Annotated in this window: 10 protein-coding genes and 7 pseudogenes; 3 read left to right on the top strand and 14 right to left on the bottom strand. The window is 53.1% G+C overall.

The window, feature by feature from the left end; all coding sequences use genetic code 11:
- Positions 1–88 precede the first annotated feature (88 nt).
- The 7 genes and pseudogenes from C480_RS19290 to C480_RS19315 all read right to left on the bottom strand — a co-directional run.
- Positions 89–367 (bottom strand): annotated as a pseudogene (locus tag C480_RS19290) (hypothetical protein); the annotation flags it as partial.
- Positions 360–2,225: pseudogene (locus C480_RS22520) on the bottom strand (VirB4 family type IV secretion system protein); the annotation flags it as partial. The pseudogenes C480_RS19290 and C480_RS22520, both read right to left, overlap by 8 nt.
- Positions 2,226–2,399: 174 nt before the next feature.
- Positions 2,400–3,839: pseudogene (locus tag C480_RS22525) on the bottom strand (VirB4 family type IV secretion system protein); the annotation flags it as partial.
- 5 nt (positions 3,840–3,844) lie between these two features.
- On the bottom strand, positions 3,845–5,053 hold the full coding sequence (locus C480_RS19300) for a hypothetical protein (RefSeq protein WP_006667330.1): 1,209 nt from the start codon (positions 5,051–5,053) through the stop codon (positions 3,845–3,847).
- On the bottom strand, positions 5,054–5,917 hold the full coding sequence (locus C480_RS19305; RefSeq protein ID WP_241433878.1) for a hypothetical protein: 864 nt from the start codon (positions 5,915–5,917) through the stop codon (positions 5,054–5,056).
- A complete protein-coding gene (locus tag C480_RS19310) occupies positions 5,914–7,668 on the bottom strand; it encodes a hypothetical protein (protein WP_049904048.1) in 1,755 nt (584 codons plus the stop codon). Before C480_RS19310 ends, C480_RS19305 begins: the two co-directional genes overlap by 4 nt.
- A 31-nt stretch (positions 7,669–7,699) precedes the next feature.
- A complete protein-coding gene (locus tag C480_RS19315; protein WP_083873422.1) occupies positions 7,700–8,164 on the bottom strand; it encodes a pilin in 465 nt (154 codons plus the stop codon).
- Between the two features lie 784 nt (positions 8,165–8,948).
- Between C480_RS19315 and C480_RS24345 the strand changes: the two genes are divergently transcribed.
- The gene (locus tag C480_RS24345) at positions 8,949–9,398 is read left to right on the top strand and encodes a hypothetical protein (RefSeq protein WP_241433879.1); all 450 of its coding nucleotides are present in this window, start codon (positions 8,949–8,951) and stop codon (positions 9,396–9,398) included.
- A gap of 576 nt (positions 9,399–9,974) precedes the next feature.
- Here the strand turns inward: C480_RS24345 and C480_RS22530 are convergent.
- From C480_RS22530 to C480_RS19345, 5 genes and pseudogenes are all read right to left on the bottom strand, one after another.
- Positions 9,975–10,570 (bottom strand): annotated as a pseudogene (locus tag C480_RS22530) (IS6 family transposase); the annotation flags it as partial.
- 211 nt (positions 10,571–10,781) lie between these two features.
- The gene (locus tag C480_RS19335) at positions 10,782–11,546 is read right to left on the bottom strand and encodes a sulfite exporter TauE/SafE family protein (protein ID WP_006667335.1); all 765 of its coding nucleotides are present in this window, start codon (positions 11,544–11,546) and stop codon (positions 10,782–10,784) included.
- A gap of 5 nt (positions 11,547–11,551) precedes the next feature.
- Positions 11,552–12,862: an NRAMP family divalent metal transporter gene (locus C480_RS19340; RefSeq protein WP_006667336.1), complete on the bottom strand. Its 1,311-nt coding sequence runs from the start codon at positions 12,860–12,862 to the stop codon at positions 11,552–11,554.
- A 370-nt stretch (positions 12,863–13,232) separates the two neighbouring features.
- The gene (locus C480_RS23270) at positions 13,233–13,463 is read right to left on the bottom strand and encodes a hypothetical protein (RefSeq protein WP_083873423.1); all 231 of its coding nucleotides are present in this window, start codon (positions 13,461–13,463) and stop codon (positions 13,233–13,235) included.
- Positions 13,464–13,528: 65 nt separating this feature from the next.
- Positions 13,529–14,254 (bottom strand): annotated as a pseudogene (locus tag C480_RS19345) (IS6 family transposase).
- Positions 14,255–14,309: 55 nt separating this feature from the next.
- Here C480_RS19345 and C480_RS22540 point away from each other — a divergent pair.
- Positions 14,310–14,742, top strand: a pseudogene (locus tag C480_RS22540) (transposase); the annotation flags it as partial.
- Between the two features lie 227 nt (positions 14,743–14,969).
- Here the strand turns inward: C480_RS22540 and C480_RS19350 are convergent.
- A pseudogene (locus C480_RS19350) lies at positions 14,970–15,272 on the bottom strand (IS5/IS1182 family transposase); the annotation flags it as partial.
- A 134-nt stretch (positions 15,273–15,406) separates the two neighbouring features.
- Positions 15,407–15,838, bottom strand: a complete 432-nt coding sequence (locus tag C480_RS19355; RefSeq protein WP_006667339.1) for a cupredoxin domain-containing protein — start codon at positions 15,836–15,838, stop codon at positions 15,407–15,409.
- A gap of 179 nt (positions 15,839–16,017) precedes the next feature.
- Between C480_RS19355 and C480_RS23665 the strand changes: the two genes are divergently transcribed.
- Positions 16,018–16,274, top strand: a 257-nt coding sequence (locus tag C480_RS23665) for a hypothetical protein (RefSeq protein WP_006667340.1), incomplete at its 3' end; no start/stop codon positions are given.

Genomic DNA, 16,274 nt, shown 5'->3' on the forward strand with positions numbered 1-16,274 from the left:
CTCGTCGTCGCAATCACCAACTACGAACGAGGAGACAATCCAGGAAGCACCGTGATCACGGTGTGAGAACTCTTCTATGACACCCTCTGTAGAATTTAATCTTTCCCTCGTCGAACCAGACCTCGAACGAGTGGTGATCGCTCGTATTCTTCCCACGAAAATTCGTCGTCACATCGTGGACTGACTGCAGAACTCCTGCACCATCCACCACACCTTCGTTTTCTTTGTAGGGACGAATCCGGAGAAGCGTGCCTGACGTATCTGCTTGCCGCTGGCTGAACGCTTCCTGCTCACCGAACTCGAGTTGCGTCGCCTCGTATTGTGGCGATGTACGCAGGATCCCTCTGAGACGACCAATCTTAGGCATGATCTTCACCCTCTATTCCGGCTGCTCTATCCACGGTAGCTGACTCCCCGCCATCGGCCCGGACAGGTACCTCATCGGTATCCGCCTCCGTGGCATATTCAATGACCGCGTCGATGATCTCCTCTTGCGTGAGGTCTGCTTCGAGGAGACGAGCTGCTTCATCTGCAGTGATATCGAGCTGTGTCGATAGGGAATTGCGCTGTACCTCGCTCTCGACGAACTCTTCAAAGGCGAGCAGTTCCACTGGGTCGTCACTAATCGCTCGCTGGATGAATTCTCGGTCATCGGGCTCGTAGTCGATAACCCGCTTCTCGAACTCGTCGGCAACGACATGCAGCGGGTACGTGCCGTGTTCTTCAACGCGGACGAGTGACTGACTATAGCCGAGATCTTCCTTTCCGGCGTCAGCCCCTCTGACGTACCGGCGTTGCTCTTCTGTGAGCCCGATTTTATCCGCTGTCCGATCATCTAGGTCAGGAAGCTTGTGGAATACCTTGATCGGACACATGCCGATAATCTTCTCCGCCTGTTCGGTCTCGTAGAACTCTTGGGCCGTCTGCGAGAGGAGTACCATCCGAAGGCCGGCGTGGCGCTGGTGACGAAACGCTGTCTCGAGAAAATCGAGATTTGCCTGGTCCTCGAAGAGGTAATGAGCTTCGTCGATCGCGAGTTCAACGTTCCGTTGGGTGTTCTTTGCCTGCTGATAGATCGTCGACAGCAGCAGTTGCATTAGGAACGTCTGGCGGTCGATCCCCGAGGCACTCCCCTCGATCTGGCCGAGGTCGATGTAGACAACCTTGTTGTCGCCTTTGAGGATATCGATCTCCGAGTGATGGGAGAGGTTTTCGTAGGCTCCACCCTCTCGGAACGGCTGGAACGCAATCGCGAGTTCATCGGCGTACTGGGCGGCACGTTCGCGGGCGGATTCGGATGCTGCGATATTGTGCTCGTCTGGGTTCTCGGCGATATCACAGAGGATTCGATGGACGTCCTGCATCGTCGGCGAGTTTGCCGACGTATGCGTCGAGACATCGTCCTCAACGATACCTGCTTGCCGGTAAGTCTCGTCAATGACATACGAGAGGACGCCAGTCTCAGTCCCGAGGTCGATATCACGAGCATCGAGAAAGTTCTCGAGGACAGCGTAGACCTCGTCTTTCTTCGCCGAGAGGGGAGAGATCCCTTCACCCGAGTCAAGAACGTGCTGGGGCGTTTCACGGATCTCGAGTGGATTCAGTTTCGTATCGCCACCAACGGTGATCGTCTTCGCGTTCAGGGCATCCGCAATGCCGCGGAAGCCGCCAACCGGATCGACGAGAACGAGCATCGTGTCGTGACGGCGCTTCATCATTCGAAGGTGACGCATGATACCGCCGAACGTTTTCCCGGCACCCGGCATTCCGACGACGAGTTCGCTGTGGCCAGTCTCGAGCGCCCACGGATTGATGCGGACAGGCGAGCCGTTGTGTCCGTGATAGCCGTACTCGATACCGTCGTCCATCATCAGGTAGTTCGACGAGAAGGGGAACATCGCGCCGATCGCCTGATTCGTGAGCGTCGACATCCGATCACGTCCCAGTTCGTTCGTTCCAAGCGGCGACACTGTTGCGAGTCCACGTTCCTGCCAGCGGCTCGCGACCTTGAGGGTACAGTTTGCCGGTGCGTCTTTGATGATCGACCGCAAGCGGGTTGTCTGATTGTCGAGTGCCTGCTCGCTCTCAGCGGCGAGTCGGATGAACACGCCACCGCGGTAGAACGACGCTTTGTTCGCGCGAACGAGTGACCGCATGTACTTCGCTTGGTCGATATCCTCCTGCAGATCCTCGGCTTTGAGGCTGTTCGAGTCGTGCTGATTGATACTGCCGGACAAAAGTCAGTGAACACTCGATCGCGTCTCACGGATCGTCGCTTGTGGCGACGACCGTTCGAATGCGACCGACGTGNCACTCGATCGCGTCTCACGGATCGTCGCTTGTGGCGACGACCGTTCGAATGCGACCGACGTGTGAATAGTTTTGTCCGGCAGTATGATCTTCAAATCCGAAATCCAGTCTGCCATCATATCCTGGGCCGACTGGCTATCGAACGGATCGAGGTGGATGCTGATATCCGTCTGGAGATCGGTCTCGAGTAGCAGTCGTTCGAGGAGTCCATCCGTTGGCTCCTCGGGAAACTGCTCGATCCAGAACGTTCGCACGTACGTCTCGTCGTTGATCACAGCGTAGGTCGTCTCCCAGTCGACTGTTGACGGCGCAATAACCGACTGATGCATCGTCGACGTATCTGGTAATCGATCAGCAGCAGGAACAGATGGAGTGTCAGTATCCTCGTTAGCGGCCCCTTCATGGGAATCTGAATCCGCGTTGGCTGTACTGTCCCGTTCAGCCATTGCCTCAAGGACAGCATCGGGATCGGGTGTCGCCGGCACACCGTCGCTAATTCCGTGGGAGACGACCGGGAACGTCCCCAGAGCCTCGGCGATGTTAGCGTAGTCTTCCGATCGACACGTCCAGTACTCCTTCGTGATCCGAGTGAGATCGTATGCATCGACAGGACTGATCGTACACCGGTAAAGCGACGAGCCCCCACGACGCAGTTGTGCAAGTCGAGATTCGAGTTGCTCCTCTTTGAGTTGCTCCCGCTCGGACTCGGTCAGATCATCGCTTTGGAATCGAGCGAAGAATCGCCCGAGGACAGGAACATCAGCGAGATACGTGAGAACGCTATCGCCGGTTTCATCGAACTGGTCGATATCGTCGTCAGCGACAGCAGTGATGAGATAATACTCGCGGATCGTAGTTGTCTCGGCGTCGATGTCCCCGTTGTCGGTTGTGTTTGCAGAAACGTACTCCGAGAGGAGTCGTTTCAACACTGGGCGAGAGCGGACATCAGCATCACCAAGTCGATCACGATGTGCACGGACGACATCGTCCTCGGCGACCTCTCGACTAGTAACGTAGATCTTTACCGGGAAGTTGACCGTCGAGTTGGCGAACTCTGAGAGGGACTGGACAGCCTTCGCCCATGCATCGTCGTCTTCGAGAGCCATGTTCGCTGGCTCGACTTTCATCGCTCCGACGAGTGCTCCATCCGTTCGTTCCAGAGCGTGGGGATAGACTCGCTGTAGGCGTGTTAGATATCGGACCTCACTGCTGTCCGCATCGCCGTGAGTGTACTCTTTGTTCTTGATCGCCCAGCCAAAGCGAGCGGCGAGCCACTCTGTAAGCCAGAGATATCTCGGTTTCACCTTATGCAGCAAGAACAGCACCGTTGTGACCATCGTCCCAAACCCTAATACTGGGATTGTCAGTGCCGCTGGAACGAACGTTGCTGCAACGACGGTGACGAAGGCCACTGCGAGGAACAGCATGAGTTCGCCAATCGTGTAACCTCGAAAGAAGGCTGTTGTGCCGCCGAGTGATTGGTGGATTTTTCGGGCGTTATACTCGCCGTCAGCTGTATTCGTACTCACGAGTATCACCACCGTGAGACCTTTCGCTTCGTATTTTTGAGTCCACGTTTCGTTCGAGTCGAGACCTTCTGTGTCGCTTTTCGAGCGTCATCGGTAGCCTTATCGCGCATTCGGCCCGTCTTCGACTTCCGAAGGTTGTTGTAGCGGCCAGCATGGGTCTTTGTCGAGCGAGCGGATGCACCGACCTTGTATGCCTTCGAACCGCTACTCCCGATCGTGGTTTGTCCGCTCTTCGTGACTGCGCCAATCTTGTTGTCTGCGTATCCTCGGTGGACATTTCGGGCGCCACGGACGGTCTTTCCAGAAGCGCGTTTCGCCTTTGCCGCTCCTGATGCAGCTGCGCCAGGATTCGTCGCAGACACACCTTTCTGAGCGATGGTCCGCATTGCTGGGCTGCTCCAGTAGACTGTCATGAGCATCGCGATAATCGCTGCTGGGATCAAGGCTAATCCAATGAATAGCGAAAAAAGCCCCTTGACAGAGGTTTCAAGACCACCGACCTCCCACCCAATTCGGAAAAGGATAGCTGGAGGAATGCCAGCAAGTACGAGTCCAGGATAGATTCCAGCAGCTCGACGGGCCATGTTTGCTGCTGGGCTAAATGGCCAGACTTCCATTGACCAGAGAACGCCCAGCAATGGCATTATCGGTGTTAATACACAGAGCGAAATCCAGCGAAGTGCAACTATGAACCCAGCAACTACCAAGAAGAAATTCGATATGACAACCATCGCAAGAACAGCAAACGTGCCTCCGAGAGAGGATTGAATAAGCCCCCCGAGCCCCGCAGACATCTCGTCGGTTGGAGCGATCGTGAGCCCCACTGCATCGATGAATTGCAAGGGAATAGATACGAGTGGGAACCAGACGAATGTTCCCATGAATACGAGACCAAGCCGTCGGAGGAGTTGCTTTCGTCGATACTCGCTCATCGATCCCGCGCGGAGACCAACGAATGCAAAAGCGATGACCGACATCATGATTGCCAGCGGCATAATGTACGAGAGGTATACATCCTGGTACAGACTCTCCCACGGCGCATTATCTGGGGCACCAACAACCATGTATCCAGAATCTGACTTCGGAGTCGGGACGCCGACAATAGGACCTAAGATTGCCTCATAGATATTATTAATAAGGCCGAGAAGAGCATCAGTGAAATCCTCAATGACGTTCTCAATTGCGTTTTCAACTTCTTCTTGCAGCCATGCCATTTAATTCTCACCCTCGCTAGATGTAGATTCGTCAGCGCTGTCATTGACAATCGAGATTTCACAAGACTTGCCGTCTCCATACTGGATTTGCTGAGTATACGATGGATTTGACCCGACCTGAACAGTAGCCGTGACAGTCAATGGTTCCGTCTCGAGATCACTACAGTCAAGAGAATGCACTGCACCATTCGTTGCATAAACAGACCCCTTCGAATAGACTGTAGTTCTTCCTGGCGGCAATCGGGTTTCGTGATAATATGATTGCGACCCCTTGGACTGTAGTTTCGCGACCGGGGCTTCTGTCCACTCAAGCTCTGTGAGTAACGACGGAATTGTTCCCGTATTCTCAATTACGACCGCTGCATAGGTCTCCCAATCAGACGGCTTTGTATCCCAGTCCATATCGGGATTCTCTGCAGCCCAGAGTACATCTGTGATCGTACAATCGGCCTCGAGCGTAATCGTCGTCGTATCGATTTGTTCGTCACCCTGGAGAGCGATCAGCTTGTAGTCCCCAGTGGGAAAAGCATCTTCATAGCGACCAAGAACTTCGAACGACGTTTTGGTTTCACCGTTCTTGAGTCGTTGCTGGTTGTAGAGTTCTCCCTCAGGATCAACGAGATTGATGAACTCGATAGAGGTCTCATCGGTAACCTCGATTTCGAGGTACTCGTCGTTCATCTCGACAGCAGAGAAGACATCACTCTCTTCGACACTGAGCCCAGTTCCGTCTGTACTGTTTGTGGATGGCCCAGAAACGGGATTAGAGGTACAGCCAGCAAGCAAGGCTGTGCCAACGCCAAGGCTGGCGAGAACTGATCGGCGAGCGATACGACTCTCGTCTGGATGCGTGTCTTCTGTCATTGTTGATCTCTCAGTCCAAGGGCCGCGCCACCGGTCACATAGTCGAAGCCATAGACAGCCAGAGCAGCTGGCAAGAACCAGAGGAGTGTTACGAGAACGAACTCGACGAGTTTCTGGAACTCAGGATAGTTCGCAGGAATCTTTGCTCGATCCGATGCTGAGGAGTACAACTGCTCTGCACGCCACCAGTCTCTGGGAACGTACTGGCCATCAACGACCAGCGATGGGCGCTCTTCGAGTTCAAGAACGGCTATTCCACTGGCGTTCACAGCTGCGGACTGGTTGCCAACCTCGACTCGACCGGTCGTGACCGGGTCGCCGGTTGTATTTTCAGTAACGATTGCCTGTACCAGTGCTCCTGAGGAGTCCGCTTCGAGAACCGTCAGATTGAGGTTTGTGTCACTAACGGCGCCGTTGTCAGTGACCGAAATCGTCTGTGACTGGCCACGAACGATCCCACGGACGGTCACCTCATCGAAGGTTGCTGCGGGAAGCGTCTCCGAACGGACCGCAATGGATGTTGCGTTCACATAGCGATCGGCGACCGGAATAGAAATCGTGTCTGGGAGTGATGTGCCGTTTTGCTCACGTCCCCACGCTTCTTCGATCACTAACGGTATCTCGACATCACCTGTTGCCTCGCTCACCAACACCGGCTCTTGCTGCATGGGAACGGCGTGGAGTTGTGCCGGACGAACCGAAGAGTTCCGTTGAGTAGTGGTGGTCTCGTTTCGAGACACCATCGTCCGCCAGCCGTCTATCCCTGCAGAATAGAAGCGCCAGTTCCCACGAAGACAGACATCACTGCTAATATCGAGTCCCGCCCACGTGGTTCCCGGATGGATGACGACACCAGTATGATTCTCGGCATTCTCAAACGTAACGCGCTTTCCGCCACGTTCGTTGATCTGGGTTGCAACTGCCTGGTAAGAATCCGTCACTGTGACCTGGTCGGTCAGGTACTCAGTTTCGTTCTTCCACGATCCGTCACAGGAATCGGCTGTGCTGTTGTACAGCCAGCACGTCTGTGTTTTGTGACGAAGCCGAACGGAAATGTTCGTTTCGACGGTTAGATTTTGCGTGCCTGCTAACCCGCTATATTCGAGCGTGGAGCGGTGATCGCCGTCAGTGTCGAGTTCACGACCATCTGCCTGCAATGTGACACTGTCGATTGAGCTTCTAGCGATCGACCACTGATCACGAGTAGATCCGCTATCATCATTGTCTGGAAGCGCAACTCGATAATCAGCTATCGTAAGGACCTCACCGTCCGGAGCGATATACCGAGTTGAGTTATTCTCTGTATGGAGGATCGTCGACGGCTGAACCGCAACGATGCTCGTATACGCATCTTTGATGTACAGCCCGTTCTCACGGTGGGTTCCATCAGGATAGACTGACGTATTTGCCTCTCCGGGAGCAAAATCCTGGAGATCACCGCTGTTCCACGTCTCAACATCCGTGATCGGCTCGTCGAACGGAACATCTGTCGAGTTTGCAAGCCGGGTAGAGAATTCCAACCCGGAGGAAACGGTATCTTCTGTACCGTTACTCGAATGATTGCCGTGATCGACGTCTTCGGACCACAGCAGTGGGTATCGTGTTTCGTTCACACCGTATGCTGGTCCATCGGCTGGAATCGTTGCGTTTGAACTCGACTCAACTGCAGTGACGGCTCCGGTTAGGCTGATAATGCCTCCGCTAGCGGCGAGGACCGTTAGAGCGAGGGCGATCGTCCGCGGCGAGGGCATGGAGTTCCAGTGAACCACGTCAGCTGATGGGTTAGAACGGTTTCACGCAGTTGGAGAAGCCGAATCCCATCTGGCTTCCGACTTTGTCGATGAGTTCTGGTGAAATGAGGGCGAGGACAATAATGGCGAACCCGATACCCGACATAACAAGCTTCTCTTTGGCTTGGTTCTTCCTTTCGGGATTTCCGCCAGCGCGCATATACGAGAGCCCTGCTCGACCGACATAGAACCCAGTTGCAGGAAGTCCAAGGCCAGCAACGGCACCGAAGACGATCCCGATTCCAGTCTCGACACCGGTTCCGCAGTAAACATCGCCAACGTCTGACTGGGCGGCCACGGTCGTAGTACTGAGGAGCAGGAAGGCAATGCTCACAGCAATTGGGACAAGTCGTGACCGTATCGAATGGAGGCAGCTTTGGGAGCTCGGTAAGCTAACGGAGTAACTCGATCCATGGTTGGTAGACTGTTCAGATGGGGCTTGGGGACTCGGACTCATGACTTAGTGTGATCTGGAAAGGGTTGTTTCAAACACCGATTCAAACGAATGGTCCTAAGATAGTATTACGGCTCTGTTTGAAGCACAATACGTCTAAAGACGGGAGAGGTTGGGTTGTAGTTATACCGTTTGTTCTCATATATTATGTCCTCACACAGGTAATACTCTATCTACATCTGATATAAATTCACTGGTAGAACTAATATATAGAATGAGGAATATAGTATATATCCTAGAGTAAATAGGTGAGTTGGAATGTATGTATATGATACCAATATGGGGTCTGGGAAGACACTGCCCGATTATAGCCGCGGCCGGGGCGGGTTGACTGTCGAGTACGTCTGTAACGCCGTCGTCGAGGGCGAGGGCGACCTCTCGTTAACCGTCGCGAACGAGCTGGCACAGCGCATCGACGATGCCGGCAAACCCGCGGTGATTCTGTATCTGGCTGATTTCGACGTGAAAGGCTACGATATGCCGGCGAACATGGCAGGGAAACTCGCCTGGTTGCATCAACGCAGCGACCACGAACAACGCGTCGTGATCGAACGGCTGGCTGTGACGACCGATCAAATCGAGAACCTGGACCTCCCGCGAAAACCCATCGAAGAGAGTTCAGCGACAGGAACCGGCGGCGTTGCGTACAATCGTCGTATCTCCGAGTGGGAGCAGGAACACGGGGCCGGCGCGACCGAGTTGAACGCGCTCGAGCAACACCCTGACGAGTTCCGCCGCATCGTTCGCGATNGAGTGGGAGCAGGAACACGGGGCCGGCGCGACCGAGTTGAACGCGCTCGAGCAACACCCTGACGAGTTCCGCCGCATCGTTCGCGATGCCCTCGAACGGTACACCGATCCGGATCTCCCTCGTAAGAACGCCCGCCGCAGCGAGCAGTGGGAAGACGATGTCCAGGCCCGAATCGAAGATCGGCTTTGCGAGGCCGGCGTCGACGATGAACTCGATGACCTGGAAGCGTGGATCGAGGACTTCAATGCCGCCTATGCGGAGGTCGCAGACGTATTCGAGCGCCTACGCGGGCTGATGGACGATGAGTCGCCACTTGGCACGTGGGAATCGATGGTTCAGGACCTCCTTGCGGAGACTGAGCTCCCCGTCGCGACGGTTCCTGAGGGTGAGGCGGCGCTTCCGGATGACCCGATCTATGATTCGGGCCGGTTGTACGCCGAGAACAAAGCCCGAATCGACCGATATCGAACATCGAGGTCATGGTAGCTATTAGCACATATTAATACCGGACTATGATTGGTCCATTAGTAATTACCATTAGCAAAACATTTATGGCACTGTCTAGTTAAGCGCTTCTGGTGTAGAGAGACGTTTTAACGCCTATTGAGGCACTATAGGTGAGAAAGGAGATAGTCGCTCTTCGTGAGACGTGTGCCGATGCAGCCGAATTTTCGCCGTTCGTGGAACAAAGCCTTGTTGTCTCAGCGCCTCGACAGTGATTTCACAGTTGATATCGCAACGGCAACGTTTCTCAGCCTTGCGGCTTTCCTTATCTAGACAGTGCCACATTCATGTATATATAATACAACAATATTGTTGTAATAATTTATTATTCATCCCGCCAATCACGGCGCACGTTCGTGAAAGCCACGGTTGCGACCAGAGCTGTTACAACTGGCCTATCGACTTCTGTCTTTGCTCAGACAGCCCGACCAAAGGACGGCTCAGTAGAGACAGAGAGAATCAAAACCGCAGTCCGGAACCATCTTAATAATGGCAAGATCAAGAAGGCAACTGCTCTCTTAGATAAGCATGATGTGAAGTACGGCTATAAGGCACTGTCTAGTTTAGCACCTCCGCTGGCGGTTGTTTGTTGAGTGACTGGTGCGGTCGCTGTGTGTTATAGTAGTGGACAAACTGTTCAAGCCATTCTCTGGCCTTGCCCGACTGCCGACCCACGAATTGTGGAAGCAGTCAACCCAAATTTTGAGGGTGTGAAACCATTTTTCGATGTGGTTTCGATCAACATAGTCAAGGTGACCGCTCAATTCAAATCGAGAGAGGTCAGTCAGATATCCAGCACCATCGACGAGAAACTCAGCATCAGAGAGATCGTATTTCTCGGTGAGTTCATGCAGAAACGCAGCAGTCGGATCAGTGCCTCGCCGTTCAAACAGTGCTACATCGAGGATGAGTTTAGTGTCAAGATCTATTGCAGCATACATCCAAGATCGATCGCCGTTAGTCCTGACAGCGGTTTCATTAACCGCGACCCGCCAACGGCTGCACTGTCGACGGTCTGGAACGCTGTTAGCCAGCCGATGTACCCAGTGTCAGATCGCTTGATAAGAGCGTTCAACGCCGAGTAAGTCAAAAATCGTTTGTGTCTCTCGAAGCGGACAACCAGTCGCGTGGAGCCGGACGGCGAACGCTCTCAACGTTCATCAAATTGGCTCTGGTGAATCGCCATAGAGCGTTGGGTTAGACCATGTTAGTGGCACTGTGAATGAGTACAATCACTTCGCCAGCAGAAATCCGCTAGAAGTTGAAACCAGAATTGTCCCAGAGTAGTGCATCGAGCCGCCTGATCTAGTGCCTGAAGTCGCCGTCATCTAGCGATTCACCAGAGCCGAAAAAAGCATCAAGTCATTAGAGAGGAATAATAACTGCGACAACTACGAGAATACCAGCGAGCGCAATTCGCAACCGGCGGGGTGAAACCTGATGAGCAACATACCAACCAGCAAGAACGCCAATAAGCTGAGGAATACCAACTAATACCGCTGTAGTCACGTCGACAGCTCCGACAATTAGGTACCCAATTGTTGCAAAGAGTGCAAGGAATATTGACTGTACCTGCGCAACTGCAATCGCTTGGAGCATCGGCATTCCCAGCGCAACTAACACAGGGACTGCGACAACCGGTCCCCCGATGCCGAGCATTCCGCCAAGGATACCGATACTCCCTCCCACGATAGCGAGTATTATATGCCGCTGTATGGCCGTCTCACCTAGGAGCCCTCGAGGTTTGATCCCGACGAGTTCACGATACGCAAGGAGGACACCGACGCTAGCGAGAAACACCGAAAGGAGGACTCCGAACAGTTGATCATTGATGACAAGGTTCACACGGGTGCCAGCGAGCGCTCCGACGATTCCGGTTCCGCTGAGTAGTATCGTAGCTTTGCGTGCTGGCCCCGTCGTCAGTTCGCCGGAGCGAGCGTAGACAATACTCCCGATGAGGCCCGTTGCGATAAACGTTGCACTAGCGGTCCCAGCAACAGCTGCCGAGGAGAGGTTCGTCAATCTGTAGAGTGCTGCAGTGACGAACACACCGCCAGGGCCGACAGTCGTGATACCGACACCAGCAAATAGCGCGATAGCGATTAAGATGGCGGCCAGTACTGGAAACATATTAATCAGAGACCGCCACCAAAGATCGCGCCAACAACATCTTGAGCGGAAAGGACCGCTAGTATGATCGCGAGAACGACCAGTACGAGATTGGCAGCGTTTAGTCGCCAATCATTTTCGTGTCCATGCATTGTCTCACTGTCATTGACGGCCAAGAACAGGAGGGTTGCTGAGATAGGGAGCCCGAATACGCCGTTCCAAGCCGGAAACAGAATAATCATATCCATCACACTTAGGCCGCCAAGAAGGTGAACCAGCGGTGAGAGTCCGCTAAGCAGACACAGGCCGATAAACAACAGACGGAACGACTGCCGGGCCTCACTCGGGTTCGATGACTTGATCTGCTTCCCTCGAGCTTCGTGGAGAATGTATGCCGGCGCCCAGAGAATGGGAATAATGCTGTTGAACGCAGCGACCAGTGTTCCACCCAGGAACAATAACATCGCCCATGTGCCGAGTACGTTTGTTAACGCTTGCCCAGGTGTGATAAACGATTGTAATTCAGTGATTCCAGCGGGTCGAAGAACTGTGGCCGTCGCGACCACGATGGCAATCGATGCGAGGCCACCGAGACCATATCCCATCGCGAGATCGAGACGCATATTGAAGAGGTCTGATTGTTCTTGCCATCCTTTCTCCTCAACGAACAGCGATTCGAGGAACAAGTTCGGCCATAACGCCGTTGTTCCGAGAATGGCTGCCGCGAGCGTCATCCCACTTGGAGTCAGAAATGTTTGATCTGGTATCACTCCGGTAGCAACTGTGGCAGGATTCGGGTCACTGGCAACCGCCACAATGCCAAAGATAACAAACAGCACCAGCATCATTGTTGTCATCAGATACTCAATAATCTGGTACCGTAATACTCCTAGACCAGCAGCGAGGATGCCAGTGAATCCGGCAATTATCATCCAGCTTATGGAGATGCCGAAGACGCTTTCGAGTAGAATCTGGGTTCCGAGACCGACAGCAGCAGTCAACTCTAGCCCCCACAGGATGCAACCAATTGACACGAACACCAGCACAACTGTTGCTCCATTTTCCCCAAGTTTTCGGCGGGTGAACTGCCCTAACGAGTCGCCGAAGATACCAACCCGGGCACTCATATCCTGAGCCATAATACCGAGCAGAACTGCAATCCCAATGAGCCAGATCAGTGCATATCCGAACTGCACGCCTGCGGTACTCATGATGAATACCGAGCCTGAACCGAAATAGCTAGCAACCATCACGAATGCCAACCCGAACCGCTCGAAAAATTCCGAAAGAGAGGGTAACTGCTTCTGGGAGATGGTTTTCAGAAGCGTTTCAGTCACGCGTCCAGAGTCACCTCCTGTAGAGTCGTGCGCAGACGGATCCGTGGAAAGAGCAGTTGTCTAGTAACGAGTCGATGCATCGCTTTGAGGACATCTTTTTTCCCAGCCATGTTATATGTGGATGATAATTCGGGAACTGCACTAACCGCGATGAAGACAACAACTAGCCAGTAGCTTTAGGAATAAAAACGTAACGTGGTTTGAGTTACCAACCAGCAGGTAGTGACTCTGGACTATAATCATGTGATGACACATTAATTCCACAGGTTATATAAAGTGAATTATATTCAATAATTCTTTAGACACATCATGTCAGGTTAATTTCTCCAGATAATGTCGATGAATGGGTTCTCACCCGCGATAGCCAGGATCAATCAAAGCGGCTCGATCGATCGTGTGAAATCACATTCCCAACGGATTTGGTGATTTGAACACGATGTGTATATGCATCGGAGAGCGTGTGTGTCTGGAACTCGATTATCCACTTTGTGTTGCGTTCTTCAGTTTCGGTAATTTCACCAAATTGCCCAACACACTCTTTGTTAGCATATTCCTCTGCGATTTCAGTCGCTGCATTTTGATTCGATACATCCTCGCTCATAGCTGTACTATCTCTTGCTCACAGAAGAGGTTGAGCCCCGTTTCTCGGTCCTTCTATCTTAATTTCTAATTCTCGTAAATAATATAAATAATGTTATTGGTGTATCGGCACTGTATAGTTCTGCACCTCTCAACTGGTGTTTTTCTGTCGAGAGTTTGATACGGTCGTTGATGGTTGTAGTAATGCACGAACTGTTCAAGACACTCTCGGACGCTCGCCCGACTGCCCACCCATGAATTATGGAAGCGGTCGGTGCGCATTTTGAGGGTGTGAAACCACTTTTCGATGAGGTTTCGGTCGGTATAGTTGACTCGACCGCTCAGCCCGACTCGGGAGAGGGCAGTCCGATACCCACATTGATCGACGAGAAACTCAGCCTCAGAGAGATCGTGTTTCTCGCGGAGTTTCTGCAGAAATGCAGCCGCTGGATCAGTGCCATGTCGGCTGAACAACGCAACGTCGAGAATCAACTTTGTCTCAATGTCTATTGCAGCATACAACCAAGACCACTCGCCGTTGATCTTGACAGCAGTTTCGTCAACGGCGACCCGCGACGACGTTGCCGTCGGCGGGTCGTGTCCGCTGTCAGCCAGCCGATGAACCCAGTTCCAAACTGCTCCATGAGAGCGTTCAACGCCTCATTCAGCGAGAATCGTTGTTGTCTCCCGAAGCGAACAACCCGTCTGATGGAGGCGGACGGCGAACGCCCTGACGGGCGTCGCCGTCCGCTCATTCTCCCAAGATTCTTCTAAATCCGTCTCATAGCTCTCGCTGAGCAGGTCTGCGAGCATCAACCAACTCAACGTTACGACCTGCTCACTTCTCAAACTGGCTCAACTAGACAGTGCCGCGTTGACGATTTATGCGGAGTTGGGAGCGATCGACCGGTTTGACCGGGCCAAAGAGGTCGTAAGTTACGTTGGGTTGAACCCGATAATCCGCGAGTCTGGCGACTCGCGGTTTGAGGAGCATCTCGAAGCGAGGATCAGGACGAGTCCGGTGGCTGCTCGTTCAAGCGTCGTATTCAGCGGTACATACGTGCGAAGACGAGTACCTCAGCCGGTTTTACAACCGGTTAGCTCGAAAAAAGAACTCGAAAACAGCGATTGTAGCAACNCATACGTGCGAAGACGAGTACCTCAGCCGGTTTTACAACCGGTTAGCTCGAAAAAAGAACTCGAAAACAGCGATTGTAGCAACCGCCCGGAAGCTGCTGGTTTCAATGTATCACATGCTGGACCGTGAGGAGGTATACGATCCACCAGGGGTAAGTGCCTGAGCGCCGCCGGGGCGGCGCTCATTGGCCGGTTGGTGGCAGCGTGAGCAACTGCTCTCGCAAACAAGAAGTCCCCCGCCTGATGGCTGTTTTAGTAGCCATCGGTTCGCCGGTGGTTGATTCTACGCTCGAAAACTACAGCAAGTCTTTGTCGCCCGAAGAACTATCTTAGCAAACGTGGTTTGATCGGTTAGCAGAATTTCCATAGGTGAATAGATATTGAATCACGGTTAGAGTGGTTTACAGAGCGGTTCTATGTTCAAGATGGCGAACATGAGGACGATTTCACGGAACTGTCGATACCAGCCGAGCGCTTTCACGGCATCGCCGAGAGAGCGCTTCGTTGTTGAATACGAATTGTCAGCCATCCAGCGCTGAGAGTAGCCTTTTGTCCGGATGAGAGCTTTATGTCCTAACGTCAACGGTCACGACCCACGCTGTAAGATGAGTGTCTCGACATCGAGTGCGTAGAACTCGTATTTCGTAATCCAGTTGTGGAAGACTTTGTCAGTAGCCACAGAAAGCAGGTCGTCCACCGGAAGTGACGAGTTCCAACTCCAATTGAAACGAATGCAAGATAGAGCTATTCTCCCGCAGCTTCGCCATTACTACTGCCAAGTTCTGTCGAAGTGAAAGTTGTTAGCCGACCATATTACTGCCACCGCCGTCACTCGACCTGAATATCGCCAACCATCGAATTCGGGTGGACCTCGCAGATATACGTGACCATCTCGCTGCTGGCCTCGAACTCGAGCCATTGGTCGTCGCCGGGATCGGCTGTCTCTTCGGTCGCGAGGTCGTCGACAACCTCGTCGCTATCGTCGTAAATCGCGATGTTATGGTTCGCGTCGTCGCCAGTGGTCCAGCCGATCTCGTAGGTTTCACCTTCTTGGAGGGTGAGCGTCGGGTTCTTCTCATCCGCAATCGAGTCGGGCGCAATTCCGACCCAGCCAGCCGTCTGCCCGTCGAACTCAATCTGCGTGTCGGGCTCGATCGCCTCACCACCGCCACCGCTATTACCGTCATCACCGCCGTTACCACCATCGTCGGAACAGCCTGCTAATACTGTTCCCACGGCTGTCGCTCCGGTCATTCGCATGATTCCACGCCGAGTGATCGAATCAGTTCGTGGCACCGTGCACTCTAAGAGGTAGCTATATATAATTCAGTAGTTGCTTCCCAACAGTTAGGAATTACGTGTCTACATCCCTACTTGCCGCACCTGCGAACTGAGTGAACTTCGCTATACTTTTCGCCACCAGTCACCAACAAAGCATAATGGGAATTCAAGAATACTTTGAATCTGATATCCGGTTCTACTATGCAGTCGGTGTATTCGTTATGCTGGTCTTTGTAAGTGGAATCGCTGTAACAGCAATACTGGACCTCGCTGTCATCGATCGGCGGCTCATCCCGCTCTGTGTTGGATTTTTCTTATTTATGTTTGAGGGTGTCATAGAAGAGTTCTCACACCGTGATCACGGTGCTTCCTGGATTGTCTCCTCGTTCGTAGTTGGTGATTGCGACGACGAGGC

Source organism: Natrialba aegyptia DSM 13077 (genome assembly GCF_000337535.1).
In the GTDB taxonomy this organism is placed as follows: domain Archaea; phylum Halobacteriota; class Halobacteria; order Halobacteriales; family Natrialbaceae; genus Natrialba; species Natrialba aegyptia.

Bases quoted from the DNA above. Each gene is read 5' to 3' on its own strand.
- C480_RS19335 (WP_006667335.1), bottom strand. From the start codon at position 11,546: ATGTTTCCAGTACTGGCCGCCATCTTAATCGCTATCGCGCTATTTGCT.
- C480_RS19355 (WP_006667339.1), bottom strand. From the start codon at position 15,838: ATGCGAATGACCGGAGCGACAGCCGTGGGAACAGTATTAGCAGGCTGT.
- C480_RS23270 (WP_083873423.1), bottom strand. From the start codon at position 13,463: ATGAGCGAGGATGTATCGAATCAAAATGCAGCGACTGAAATCGCAGAG.
- C480_RS19310 (WP_049904048.1), bottom strand. From the start codon at position 7,668: ATGCCCTCGCCGCGGACGATCGCCCTCGCTCTAACGGTCCTCGCCGCT.
- C480_RS19315 (WP_083873422.1), bottom strand. From the start codon at position 8,164: ATGAGTCCGAGTCCCCAAGCCCCATCTGAACAGTCTACCAACCATGGA.
- C480_RS19300 (WP_006667330.1), bottom strand. From the start codon at position 5,053: ATGGCATGGCTGCAAGAAGAAGTTGAAAACGCAATTGAGAACGTCATT.
- C480_RS19305 (WP_241433878.1), bottom strand. From the start codon at position 5,917: ATGACAGAAGACACGCATCCAGACGAGAGTCGTATCGCTCGCCGATCA.